Annotated in this window: 6 protein-coding genes and 2 pseudogenes; 1 reads left to right on the top strand and 7 read right to left on the bottom strand. The window is 69.8% G+C overall.

Annotated features, from left to right (window positions below; translation table 11 throughout):
• On the bottom strand, window positions 1-547 hold a 547-nt coding region (locus ACFC1T_RS26125; RefSeq protein ID WP_375892283.1), incomplete at its 3' end, for a BTAD domain-containing putative transcriptional regulator.
• A gap of 943 nt (window positions 548-1,490) precedes the next feature.
• Window positions 1,491-1,628 (bottom strand): annotated as a pseudogene (locus ACFC1T_RS26120) (exodeoxyribonuclease III); the annotation flags it as partial.
• Between the two features lie 56 nt (window positions 1,629-1,684).
• Between ACFC1T_RS26120 and ACFC1T_RS26115 the strand changes: the two are divergent.
• Window positions 1,685-3,283: a recombinase family protein gene (locus ACFC1T_RS26115; RefSeq protein ID WP_375892281.1), complete on the top strand. Its 1,599-nt coding sequence runs from the start codon at window positions 1,685-1,687 to the stop codon at window positions 3,281-3,283.
• 132 nt (window positions 3,284-3,415) lie between these two features.
• On the opposite strand, the gene ACFC1T_RS26110 is transcribed toward ACFC1T_RS26115, so the two are convergent.
• The 5 genes and pseudogenes from ACFC1T_RS26110 to ACFC1T_RS26090 all read right to left on the bottom strand — a co-directional run.
• Window positions 3,416-6,361 (bottom strand): hypothetical protein, encoded by a 2,946-nt coding sequence (locus tag ACFC1T_RS26110; protein ID WP_375892279.1) that lies wholly within the window; start codon window positions 6,359-6,361, stop codon window positions 3,416-3,418.
• A gap of 214 nt (window positions 6,362-6,575) precedes the next feature.
• On the bottom strand, window positions 6,576-7,235 hold the full coding sequence (locus ACFC1T_RS26105) for a DUF1963 domain-containing protein (RefSeq protein ID WP_375892277.1): 660 nt from the start codon (window positions 7,233-7,235) through the stop codon (window positions 6,576-6,578).
• A gap of 556 nt (window positions 7,236-7,791) precedes the next feature.
• Complete coding sequence (locus ACFC1T_RS26100; RefSeq protein WP_375892275.1) at window positions 7,792-9,498, bottom strand: hypothetical protein; 1,707 nt, start codon at window positions 9,496-9,498, stop codon at window positions 7,792-7,794.
• Complete coding sequence (locus tag ACFC1T_RS26095; protein WP_375892273.1) at window positions 9,495-10,601, bottom strand: glycosyltransferase family 4 protein; 1,107 nt, start codon at window positions 10,599-10,601, stop codon at window positions 9,495-9,497. Before ACFC1T_RS26095 ends, ACFC1T_RS26100 begins: the two co-directional genes overlap by 4 nt.
• Before the next feature lie 220 nt (window positions 10,602-10,821).
• Window positions 10,822-12,212, bottom strand: a pseudogene (locus ACFC1T_RS26090) (hypothetical protein); the annotation flags it as partial.

The following is a 12,212-nucleotide window of genomic DNA, read 5'->3' as shown; positions in this document are numbered from 1 at the left end:
CCACCGAGTAGTCCCGCGCTTCGGACAGCCTCGCCTCCCACAGGCTCTCCAGTGCCAGCAGCCGCAACTCCTCGAAGCGTGCGGCCGCTTGGGCCCCGAGCGCGTAGTCGCTCACCTCGGGGTAGGCCGTTCCCCGGCACAGCGCCAATGCGCTCCCCAGCGTCCGCCCGGCCTTCTGGTGCAGTCCCGCCTGGAGCAGCCGCCGGCCGTCGTGCAGAAGGCGTTCGAAGAGCGTCGCGTCGATGCAGTCGGTGTCCACCGCCAGTACGTAGCCGTTCGGCTCGCGCCTCAGAACGGTGTCGCGGCAGCGGGGTGGCCGGTTCGGCTCCAGGATCCGCCGGAGATTCGACACGTAGCTGTGCAGGTTCGTCATGACGTCGTTCGGAGGATTCCTCGGCCAGACGGCTTCGGCAAGTTGCTCCGCCGTCACGGGCTGACCCGGAGTGAGGAGGAGGGCGGACAATACCGCCCGCTGGCGCGCCGAGCCCGGATTCACCGATATTCCGTCAGCCTGTACTGCTAACGGGCCGAGGACACTGAAATCCATTGTGTGACCATCCGCCATAAGTCACTCCCAGTAACGAAAAACGCTTCGACCACCCGACGGAAACCCCTTGATCCCAGGACCGGTCCCGGAGAGTTTCCGCACGGTTGGAGACAGAATACTTGTAAATCGTCGGGATAGAAGGTCTGGATCGGTGGCGCACCTCTTGGTATGGCGCGCTGACATGCGATCACATCGGCCGAGGGGATGCCCGGCTGCCGAGGATCCCCAGTATCCCCAGGGCGCAGGCCAATCGGCCCGGCGACGCCCCGCTCGGCGGTCGGGGGCTCCGCGTGATCCGGCTCACGTGAGCACGCGCTCATTGAATGCTGCACGTTCTTGATCGTCCCGCGCCCGGCCTCCGCGCCCCGACGGGCCGGCGGTGCGACGGCCGTGATCAAATGCGCTGTGCCACAGCCGGATTGAGTGGCGGGCGGGTTTCGCCCGAGGAGGTTTGCGCGAGTCGTCGCCGGTCGATCCCCGTCGATATGAGAGTACTGTGAACGATAATCAAGTACTGCCTCGAATGGGCAATTTGGCGAGACAATCGGGTGTGCTCACGTCAACAAGCTGATTCGGGAGGATAGTTGACGAGGGCCGATCTCCCACGCCGGGGGCGGTAGGTCGGACTCCTGGGGCGTGGAGGCCGGGGACGGCTCGCTCCAGCGGTACGGGACGGCGTGCACGCTGACGCGCAAGGGCTCGGCGTGCCGACGGACTTGGCGGCGGGCTCGGCGCCGACGGTCGCCGATGCGACGTCCGACCTGGACGTCGTCGGGCTCGTCCCCAAGGGCTCCCGGGCCCACGACGGCACGACCACCCGGCACTGCGGCAGCGAGGCGGCCCCGTGCGCCCGGAAGGCCGGCGGCCCGCTGTCCGAGTCGGTGCGGTCGAGATGTCCGGACAGGGCTCCCGGTCTCCTCGGAGCCCTGCCCGTGGAGAGCTGTCAGAACTGGTGGTCGAACACCACGGTCACCGGCGCGTGGTCGCTCCAGCGCTCGGCGTGGGAAGCGGCGCGTTCGACGTAGGCCTCTACGGTCCTGTCGGCGAGGCCCGGGGTGGCGACCTGGAGGTCGATGCGCCAGCGGATAGACGCCTTTTCGAAAAAGGTCCACCCGTTCGAGAGCAGCCTGTTCGAGGGTGCCTGCTGGCCTGGGCGGTAGGGGACCTCCTGTGAGCATTATCACGGCTTCGGTGCCGGTTCGGGCGGTGGTGGGTTCGCGTGTCTCGGACACGCACGGTAACGAGGGCAAGGTGTCGCACCTGATCCAGGCGGAGACGGCGACCCGGCACGCGCTGGCGAAGGAGTGGGAGATCGTCGGGTCCTTCGAGGATCTGGACGTCTCCGCGGAGGTCACGCCGTGGAAGCGTCCGGACCTGGGTCCGTGGCTGACCGAGCGGCAGGGTGAGTGGGACGCGTTGGTGTGGGCGAAGGTGGACCGGGCGTTCCGGTCCGCGAAGGACTGTGCGGACGTGGCGCACTGGGCGGAGGAGAACCACAAGGTCCTGGTGTTCACCGACGACGGCATCACCCTGGACTACCGCAAGGGTCAGGAACGGTCGTTCGGGAACGAGCTGGCCAAGGTCTTCCTGATGCTGGCCTCGATCTTCGCCGAGATGGAGCTCAAGCGGATCAAGGCCCGCGTCACCGCCGCGCACAGGCACCTGCGCAAGACGGACCGCTGGGCCGGCGGGCAGCCGCCGTACGGCTACCGGATCGTCGACCGACCCGGCGGTGGCCGCACCCTGGAGCCGGACCCGGTCACCTCCGAAGCCGTCCGCTACATGGGCAAGCTCCTGCTGGAGGAGCAGAGCCAGTGGATGATCGCCACCGCCCTGGAAGCCGCCGGCTTCGACACCCCGGCGACCCACGCGTACAAGAACCAGGGCGACACCTACACGAGCAAGCGCAAGACGCCGCCGTCGAACCACTGGAACCCCACCAGCGTCGGCAAGATCCTTCGCTCGCCGGCGACGATGGGCCTGAAACTGACCGGCCGCTCCGTGAAGGCACGTAAGATCGCCCGGGACGCCAAGGGCCTGCCCATCCGCATGGCCGAGCCCCTGTTCACGGAGGAGCAGTGGGCCGCGATCCAGGCGGCGATGGACGAGCGCTCGGTCACGAAGGAACGCTCGAACGGTGCCTCGCCGTGGCTGGGCGTGCCGCACTGCGACCGCTGCGGCGACCGGTTCTACCGGCAGGTGAACCTCGCCAAGAACGGGAAGGTCTACGAGTACTACCGTTGCGCGAAGACCGCCGGCAAGCCAGCCTGCAAGGGCCAGTCCGTCAAGGGCGAGCGCGTCATCGCGGCGATCACGGCCCTGGTGGAGCGCCTGGCCGGCCTGGCGATGACGGTGCGCAGGTTCATCCCCGGCGAGGACCACACCGAACAGCTCAACCACGTCACCCAAGCCATGCGCGACCTGCGCGAGGAGAAACGCCGCAACCTCTTCGACTACCCCGGCGGCGACGACGAGTACTCCGAAGCCCTCGAAACCCTCGTCGACGAACGCCGCCGCCTCGCCGCCCTCCCGCAACGCCCCTCCGCCTGGGTCGAGGTCGAGACCGGCGAGACCTTCGCCGACGCCTGGACCCACGCCGACCAGGAAAGGCGCCGCCAGCTCCTCCTCGGCCTCAAGGCCCGCCTCTACATGACACCCACCATCGAAGGCTGGTACCTGCCCGCCGAACTCCAAGCACGAGTGCCGATGCTGGAGCACGCTGGTAGGTCGGCGTAGCTTGGGTGGCCCGTACTCTTCTCCATAGTGCGTGTCGCATGAGGCAGACGTGAGGCTGGGCAAGGGAACGTAGCAACGGTGGCAGAGATGTGAGTGTGATCGGGTTTTCCTGAAGTGCATGTTGCTGCTGACTCAGCGGTGACGCCACAACGAGTGCAGCCGCAGGACGTCCATCTGCCAGTGCTGTTGGAGTCCGTTCTGTGGTTGAGGGAGCTCCCTGCCGAGTGTCGCCGCGACCTCGCGGTAGACCCCCGTCGGGGTGTGGTCACCCGTTACGACGAGTGCGGACAACAAGGGCTCGTCAGCCGGCGTATCCCTGTCTACGCGGGCGAGCAGCTCACGCTGCTCGGAGTTCTGGAGCCAAGGCAGTTCGCGCTTCAACCGACGGCTGATTCCCGACCAGGTGACGGTGGATTGGTGTCGGGCGACATCCTGGAGAATGCGCTCCACGGCCTCAGCGAGTTCGCCGAGCGCGGTCTTCGGAAGGGCATGGCTCTCCACGACCTCCTCGGGCGTCGCCCTCGCCTCGTCGGATGCCGTGAGGGTGGTCGCAGGCGGCGGCGCCGAGCCGGCGGGCTCGGGGCGTGGGGAGGCCGGTCCCCCCACGGTGGCCTGGTGTTGGGAGCAGATCTCGAACAGCTCCTGAAGATCTTGCGGGACACCGCCGATAAGCTTGCGCCGAAGGATCCTGGCGTGGGCGAGGCTGCTGCGCAGGGCGAGTTCGTCTCCGCTCTCTCGCGACCGGCGGGCGTTCTCCAGCAGGCGTCGGATACGGTCCAGGACGTCGCCCGCCTCGTGCGAACCGATCCACTTGTGCAGGTCCCTCAGCAGCCGTCGAAGCGTCTTGGCCGTCGAGCCCGGTACCCCGGGTGCGCCGAGGGCGCGCACCGACTCCTCACGGATCGCGGTTGCGGCAGACACGTCGTCCGCGTCCTTGGCCTGCTCGAAACGGGACAGCAGATCGGCGGCCCGGGCGGCGTGGCCGGACGAGGGGTGCTCCGCCTGGCGGGCGGCCGGGATCCCGGCGTGCCCCCTACCGGTGGCGTTTTGGGTCTCAGCGATGGGTGCGGGGGCGGGCCGGCCGGCGGTCTCGACCTCGGCAATGTCTGCTGCCCCGGTGGCGCGGTCGGGTCGGGTGGGGCGGTTCCCCGAGCTGGGTGTGCCCGGCGGGCCAGCGACCGTGCTTCCTGTCAGTAGGGGCGCACCGTTATGGATGGCTGTCGGCTGCGCCTGAATGGTGTGGCCCAGTACTCTGGCGAATTCTTTGAGGAGGGCGGCACTGGGCAACACGACAACGCCCCCGGCACGGGCTGTCTCGAAGTGGTGCAGTTGTTGTTCCGCCTGCTGGATCGCTGTGGCCAGTCGTGCCGCGCGTCGGCCGTGGGTACGGGGCCGGAGGTCCTGGGCCTCGCGCAGCACCCGCCGTAGCTCCTGCACCTTCGACGGTTCTGAATCGTCGGGCCGGGAGCGCGTTGTGGTGCCCGAGGTTGGTGCGGACCGGTAGTGGTCGTGGGTCGCTCGGACGGCCCGCTCGCACCAGCGCTGGAAGGCGGCCTCCGGCACCGGTATATCCGCGTTCAGCTGGCGCAGCACGGTTCGTAGGTAGGGGAGGACGCGCCCGGACCGGCCCTGGACCAGCACGCACAGCGGGGCTCGGCCCGGGTGGAGCGGTCGGTCGACCTCGACCAGGAGGGAGCGCCTCTTCGGGTCGGGCAGGTGGGACAGATCGAAGTGGGCCCGGTGGGAGAGGTCTTCCCACGAGGTGGTCTCTCCCGCGCGGGCGACTCTGATCAGCACCTGGCGGAGGAGTTCCGCGAGAGGGCTGCGCGGGGCGTTGTCGGGTCCGGTCTCGACCCGGGTCGATGCCGCCTTCGGCGTGGCAGGGATCGGCGGGTCGGCCGAGGACCGGTCCTCCAGGGCGACCTCGGGGCGCCAGAGGCCGGTCCGTTCGGCTTCCAGGCCGGACAGTCGGGTGAGGCCGTCGGCCCGTACGACCCAGCCGGTGTTGCCGTCGGAGGCGTGGAGGTCGTCGACTAGCAACCGGGCCACCCCGTTGAGTCGGTAGACGTAGTGCTCGGTGGGGGGCGGTACGGCATCGGGCAGTGTGACGTAGGAGCGGACGATCCGGCTCCCGGCAGCCTTCACGAACGCCGCGACCAGGTAGCGGCCGGGCACGGTGAAGTGCGACGCGGCCGGGGGAGCCGCGGCCGTGTCCACCGCGAAGACGACCTCTACGCCTCGAAGCGGCAGACTCGCCGGGAACGGGGTCTCGCCCGCAGCGCGGGTGGGCAACGACCCTTCGGCTCGCAAGGTGTCCAGCGCGGGGGGAATCAGGCCGTCGGCAGTCATCCGGCACGACTCCAGCGGTGCCCACGGGATGGCCCCGGTACCGGCGGTCACGAGTCCGATCAGGACGCGGCGGTCGGTTCCCTGCGTCTCGCAGCGGACCCGCAGGGCGTAGCCGCGCCGTGCCACCATGTCGTTGACCACGACGCCGTCCCGTCCGAAGACCCATTCGACTCGGCCGGTCTTCGCGCCGAGGCTCTCCACGGCTCGCCGCCAGCTGCGGTAGTCGCCGGGGTGGAGCGCGAACCGCAGGTGCTGCTCGGTGGCGCGCAGCCAGAAGTCCACGGCGTCCCCGGGCCCGTGCCCCAGGCTGCGCAGGTCGCCTTGGGCCAGGTGACCCTGGTCGGCCAGCCAGGCTTTCACATCGCGTTTGATGAAGAGGTGGTCGGCGCTTTCCACGCCGGTTGCGCTGCGGTGGCAGGCGGGCTTGCTGCCGTCGCGGTCTGGGTAGTGGGAGAAGTGGCAGACCTTCCACTCGTACCGTTTGGTCATCAGCTTCTCGCCGCAGCCACCCAAGTGCGTGCCGCACCAGAACTGGTCGGTTCCGAAATGGCGTCGGAACTCGTCCAGATTGTGTGGTTCCTCGGGGGCGATGACGGGCCGGTCCGAGTCCGGGCCTCCGATGACGGCCGTCTGTACGCGCCGGCTGTCGACTGCTGCCACTGGGTTACCGCCCGATCGAACCGTCACCTGTTTGGGGCAGAGGATATGCCAGGCCTGACCGACAGTCATTGCCGTTGCCCGAATTGTGACCCCGTGTGCGAACCAGCTTGGAGTTCCATCTGTTCTGCTCGACCTGGTCCCGCTCGGCGTGGGCAGTGGGCGCTGCCATGAGTGCCTGGACGGCACGGACTACCGCGATTGCGGCGAGGCCGACCAGTTCTCCGATTCCGCGTTCGACGGCTTCGGTCCTGGAAAGTCGTACACCAGACCCTGAGCTGGTGGTTCAGCATTGCCAGAGGAGGAGGGTCTGGGTGCAGGGCTCGCAGGTGAAGGCGTAGGCGCAGCCGCCTGTTCCGAAGTTCATGGCGGTGGAGTGGTCTGGGCCTTCTTCGAGTTGGACGGTCAGGGGCATGGGGCGGGCGCACTGGGGGCAGGCGGGTGTTTCGTCGCCTTGGATCCATGCCGGTGTTCCGCCGAGCTGGCCGAGGACGGAGGAGTCCGGGTGCCCGGTCCTGGCCGCCCACGCTTCGCGGGCCTCGTTGTAGTCCGGGTTGTCGTCGTGCTCGGTGGCCACCGCTCGGACGGCGCCGAGCATCAGCACCGCGTCGTCGGCGCCTTCGTGGAGGGGGAGTGGCTGCAGGTTTGCGGAGGGCAGGAGGAGGGCGCGGTTCCCGCCGGCGGCGGGGTCCCAGTCCTCGCACATGCCCGGGTCGTTCTGGCACGCGAACAGCGCGAGGACCCCGCGGTCTGTGTCCGGGGCGGTGGTGATGCCGGTGCCGTCGTCGATGTCGTTCAGGAGGACCTGTGCGAGGAACTGCATCGGGCCTCCACACGTCGCGCAGACGGGCCACGCGGTACCCGGCGGGGCCAGGGGCAGTCCGCCGGTGCGGGTGACCAGGGCGTCCGGTGCGGTCGGACCGTTGTCGATCATCAGAGTCGCCACGCCAGGACTTTAGGACACGCCGGCGGGCCGGGGGCACAACGACGCGGCGGCCCCGCGTCATCGCGGGGCCGCCGGCGTCCTTCGCTCAGTCGCAGGTGTTCAGCATGTCGCCGAGCTTGGCCTTCTCCGGCTCGGTGATGCTGAGCTTGTAGAGGCTCTTGATGTGGGTCCAGGCGCGGCTGTAGGTGCACCAGTAGTCCATGTTGGGCGGGGCCCACTGGTCCGGGCTCTTCGCGCCTTTGGAGCGGTTGGTCGCGGCGGAGACGGCGATGAGCTGCGGGTGGTCGAGGTCGTTGGCGAAGGCGGTGCGCGTCTTGGTGTCCCAGGTGTCCGCGCCGACTGGCAGGGTGCGTCATTCCGATCGTGCGGTATTCCGTTGGTCCTGCGGTGTCGAGCTCGCGCTGTTTGGTCAGGTGTATCGGCGGTTGAAGCCTGTTGAGGTTGTACTGGCGTGGGGCAAGGACGATCTGCAGATAGCGGTCCGCGACCGCTCGTCGGGGCGGTCGCGGGACTCGCAGATCGTTTCGCGGCAGGGGACGCGGTGCTGCCGCGTCCCTCAGAGGACGTCGATGACGGTGGACGGCGAGGTCCGGTCGCCGACGGTGAACTGGAGGCTGGTGATGCCCGTGGGGGCATCGTCCGAGGCGCTCACGCAGACCCACAGGACCGACCGCGATCCTGTGTCGCGGATGGCCAGGTCGACGTCCGGGAAGGTCAGAGTCCGTCCGTCGGCGGAGACGATTCCCGGGTAGGCGGTGGTGTTCCCGTCGGCAGTCATGACGGTCAGCTGATGATCGGGGTCGGCTGGCGTGCCGAACTGCAAGCCGCGGTCCGCCGGAAGGGTTGCGGTGACTGTTTGCAGCGGGATGTCCTGCGATCCGTTGTTGTGCACTGCCACGCCCGGATACCTGGGCGCTCCTCCCCGTTCCATGGTCACCGGGTCTCCGCCCGGCGATACCGTGAAGCCCGGTGTGACGACGACCGTCGTGGAGGGCGAGGTCTTCCCTCCGACGTTGAAGGTCAGGCTGGTGGCTCCGAGCGGGGCGTCGTGGTCGGCGCTCACGGCGACCCACATCACGGTCGTCCCGGGCAACTCCAGGTCCACGTTGGTGAAGCCGAGCGAAGTGCCGTCCTCTGACAGGGTTCCTACGTACGGGGTCGTTCCCCCGCTAGCGTTCAGGACGGTCAGCTGGTAGTCGGCCAGCGCGTGGGTGCCGAACAGCAGGCCGCGGTGGCGGGGCAGGGCGACGGTCACGGATACGGGGGCGATCGCGGTGTCGGCTTCGACGCGTACTCCTGGGTAGCCGACAGGTCCGCCCTGGGCCAGTTCGACGTTGGGCGGTCCACCGGGCGTCAGTGTGAACTCCGACCACTGCAGCACCACCTGGCCGTGCCGGCCGGCGTCACCGACGCCGGCCTGGTACAGGGGGTCGTCCTTGCCGCCCGCTTGGTTTCCCCGGCCGGCCACGGTGGTTCCTTCCGTGACACCGGGGCCGTTCACGAAGCTGCTGCCACCGCCGCCGCCGCTGAAATAGGCACTCTGGGCATTCCCGAGGGCGATCCCTCCGCCTCCGCCTCCGTAGCCGGCGCCTCCACCGGTGTTGCCGCCGTAGCCGGCGCCTCCACCTCCGCCCATACCCGGAATCGGAACCTTGCCCCCGGGGCCTCCTTTCCCGGTGGGGCCGCCGTCGTTGCCGTTGTCACCGCCGCGCCCTCCGTACTGTTCGTACCTGGGCGCGCCGGCACCGCCCGTCGAACCCGATGCCCCGTGCGCCGGTGTCCCTGGCGACCCGCCCCGCGAGTAGCCCTCTGCGTCGTTGCCACCGGCGCCGCCTCCCGCGCCACCACGTGCACGGACGGCATCTGGGTTGTCGCCCCCACCCGTCCTCGCTCCGCCGCCTCCGGCGATTAGGAGTGTCTGCCCGAGCCGGTGGCTGTAGAGGCCGCTCATCCCGCCGCCGCCGGTCGGGCCTCCGCCCAGGTCGACGACGATTCGCAGGGTCTCGCCCGGTTCGACGGCGATGTTCCCGCTGGCGAATCCGCCACCGCCACCGGTGTCGGCTCCGTCGCCCCCGCCGCCCCAGCAGCGGGCGTTGACCGTGGTGACGCCGGGGGGCACGGTGAAGTTCTCGACGCTGCCGGAGTAGTTGAAGCGTTGGACATGTGTGTAGGGGGCGAGAGGTGCGCTGGCGACCGCGGGGGCCGCCTGCGGTGTGCTCGCGCTGGCGGGTTCGAGGATGGAGACAGGGGTGTCCTCAGTCATGGCATGCCGTCCTTCTGTTGTTGATCGACAGGGTTGGTCGTGGTTCGTCCGTGGTCCGCGGTGCCGCGACGCGGACGGGCGTGGTTCGGCCGCCCGGGCCGCAGCATCGCTCCCAGGGCTACGGACCATCGCAGTGGCGTCGCCAGTGCGTGGCCGCGCGCGAGCCGGCGCGGGGAACCGAGCGGGCTCGCCCTCGCCAGCGATTCGATGGCGTCGCACCACAGGTCGAGGTCGGGGACGGCACTCAGTTCCTTGGAGCGGGCTTTGGCCCGGCGGGAGGCGCGCTGCCAGATATCCGGGTCGCGTAGGGAGGTGAGGGCGTTGGTCCAGGCGTTGAGGTCGTCGCGGTAGGCGAAGATCCCGGCGTCGCCCATGGCCTCGACGAGTCCGGGGGTGGGGTGGGCGATCACGGGGATGCCGGATGCGAATGCCTCCACCGCCACGCGTCCCCAGGACTCGTACAGGCTGGGCATCAGCACGACGCGGCTGCGGGCGTAGACGTGTTCGCGCATCTGCTGTCCGGGGACGCCGTCGACGACTTCGCAGTTGGGCAGCTGCGGTGGGGGCATGACCTGTTGGCCGTAGGCGCCGCGCACACCGAGGAACTTCCAGTCGGGCGTCCAGGCGGCGATCTGCCAGAACAGGTCGCCGCCCTTGTCGGAGTTGAGGTTGACGAGGGTCACGCGGTCGCCGGGCTCGGTGCGGTACTCCTCGGCGAGCACCGGCGGGCGCACGACGATGCTGCGCTTGGGCAGGAACTCGTGGGGGTAGTGGGCGTAGTAGATCTCGCCGTCGCGCCTGATCCACTGGCTGTTGTAGACGACGAGGTCGGCGCCCGCCGCGTTGTGGAAGCTGGTGGCGAAGTTGTCGTGGCAGATCACCACCAGGGGAATCCGGTGGGCCTTGGCCAGGCCCGCGACGAGCGGGACGTTCTCGAAGTGGGACAGCAGCACGTCCGCCTTCCGGGCGCGGGCGGCGAAGTCCAGGCCCTCCTGGTAGGGGACGACCCGCACCCCGTCGATCTCGTACGCCTTCTCGATCTTCCCGGGGTGCGACAGCCACACGGCCACACGGTGGCCGCGTTCGGCCAGGGGACGGAGCATCGAATGGAGCATCCACTCGGAGCCCGCGTTGTGGGCCGGAGGGTAGCCGTACACCCGGGCTACGACAGACAGGCTCCGCGTGGTGAAGGCGGGGGCCGGCGGGTACAGCGGGGATGCCGCCGTGTCCATAGGCAGGTGTTCCTTCCGGGCAGGACGACACAGGAGCGGGCGCAGCCATGCGCCGGGCACCCGGCGGGCACCGGGCGGGCAGGGCCGGATATCAGTCGGTGACAGGTGGAAGGGTCTGGACGGGGGTGGAGCCGCTGGTGGCACTGTCGACGGTGAAGGCCAGCGCCGTGGGGCCGGCGGGGGCGTCGGGGAGGGCGCCGACCGCGACTTCCAGTGCCACCGCAGCCTCGGCGGGCACGTTCAACCGGACCTTGTCGGCGGTGAGCTGCTGCCGGTCCTCGGACAGACGCCCGGTGTAGTGGACGTCTTCCGCCCCCGGGCAGCGGAGGGTCAGCAGATGGCCGCCTGCCTCCTGTTCAGCGAAGAACTGCCCGGCCCCGGCCGGGACGGCGGCGGTGACCGCGACGTCGGCCAGCAGCGGGGAGTCGCCCGTGTTGCGCACTCGCACGCCAGGGTGTCCGGCGGGCCCGCCCGGCACGAGGGCGACGTCGGGCGGCCCGCCCGGTTCCAGCGTGAACACCGGGGTGGGTACGACGATGACGGCCGTCGAGGGGCACTGCCGGCCGTCGAGGGAGAACACCAGCGAGGTGTACACCTGGCCGGCGTCCTCCGCCGCGCTGACGCCCACCCACAGGATGGACTGCGATCCGGGCGTGGGCAGGAGGGGGTCGACGCCGAAGAAGGTGAGGGTCTGTCCGTCGTCCGAGAGGGTTCCGGGGTAGGCGGTGCTGTTCCCGGCAGCGTCGAGGACGGTCAGCTGGTGGTCCGGCAGGTCGGCCTGCCCCCACTGCAGCCCGGTGTCCTGGGGCAGCGTGACGGTGACGGTCAGCGCGTCGACCGGCCCGGCGCCGTCGTTGGTCAGCTTCACCCCCGGGTAGCCCGTGGCCCCGCCCAGGACCAGGAGCACCTCCGGCGGCCCGCCGGGCACGGCCGAGAACGGCGGGCCGATCACGGGCGTGCACACGCGCAGCGGGGTGGAGTCGCACGCGTGGCTGCCGACGGTGAAGCCGAGGACGGTGTAGCCGGCGGGCGCGTCGGGGGCGGCGCTCACACCGACCCACAGGACCTTCTGGTCGCGGTCGGGGACGTCGAGGTCGACGTCGACGAAGGTCAGCGTGTGTCCGTCGTCCGAGAGGCTGCCCGGGTAGACGCCGCCGTCCAGGATGGTGAGCTGGTAGTCGGGCAGGGCGGCGGTGCCCCATTGCAGCGCCTTGTCCGCGGGAAGGCGCACGGTGACGGTCTGCTTGCCGATCGGAACGGCGCCGGTGTTCACCACGACGACGCCGGGGTAGCCGGCGCCTCCGCCGGGTTCCAGGATCACATCGGGCGGCCCGCCGGGAACCACCGCGTACTGGACCGGCGCGACCACGGTGAGGGAGAACTCGGTGGACACCGTGCCTGTCGTCGCGGTGACACGTACCGGGCCTGGTGTCTGCCCGGCGGTGAGGACCGGCGCGCTCACGTACCCGGACGCGTCCGTAG

This window comes from Kitasatospora sp. NPDC056076, from assembly GCF_042266305.1.
Lineage (GTDB): Bacteria > Actinomycetota > Actinomycetes > Streptomycetales > Streptomycetaceae > Kitasatospora.
Note: the sequence above shows the minus strand (reverse complement) of the source record. Positions and strands in the feature narration are given on the sequence as shown.

Excerpts from the sequence above, each read along its gene's own strand:
- ACFC1T_RS26110 (WP_375892279.1), bottom strand. The coding sequence starts at position 6,361 with ATGACTGTCGGTCAGGCCTGGCATATCCTCTGCCCCAAACAGGTGACG.
- ACFC1T_RS26100 (WP_375892275.1), bottom strand. The coding sequence starts at position 9,498 with ATGACTGAGGACACCCCTGTCTCCATCCTCGAACCCGCCAGCGCGAGC.
- ACFC1T_RS26095 (WP_375892273.1), bottom strand. The coding sequence starts at position 10,601 with ATGCTCCGTCCCCTGGCCGAACGCGGCCACCGTGTGGCCGTGTGGCTG.